Genomic DNA, 372 nt, shown 5'->3' with positions numbered 1-372 from the left:
GCTGCAGATGGGGTATTATGCAAAGGTCTCTTCAAATGAATGGTATGCCTGCATCCGAAGGATGCTCGTTCCATAGGCATCGGTCGAGGCACGAAGTGCCGATGACCCGTGGAGCAGCCGATGCAAACGATAACGACCCCGACAGGGGTCACTTCTGCATAGCCCGGTGGTCGAGGCACGAAGTGCCGAAGACCCCGGGTTGCCTGTGTCACGCCTCATATATACGACCCCGATAGGGTGTCGCTCCCTCGATCGATCGCCATTACGACCGACCCCTGGCGGGGTCGAGGATTATCAGGGAGGGCATCGATAACCCGGGGTCGTCGGGGCTACACCCCTCCGACCACCGGGCTATTTATGCTAACCACCAAA

Source organism: Porphyromonas sp. HMSC065F10 (assembly GCF_001808555.1).
In the GTDB taxonomy this organism is placed as follows: domain Bacteria; phylum Bacteroidota; class Bacteroidia; order Bacteroidales; family Porphyromonadaceae; genus Porphyromonas_A.
This window is presented reverse-complemented; position numbering follows the sequence as displayed.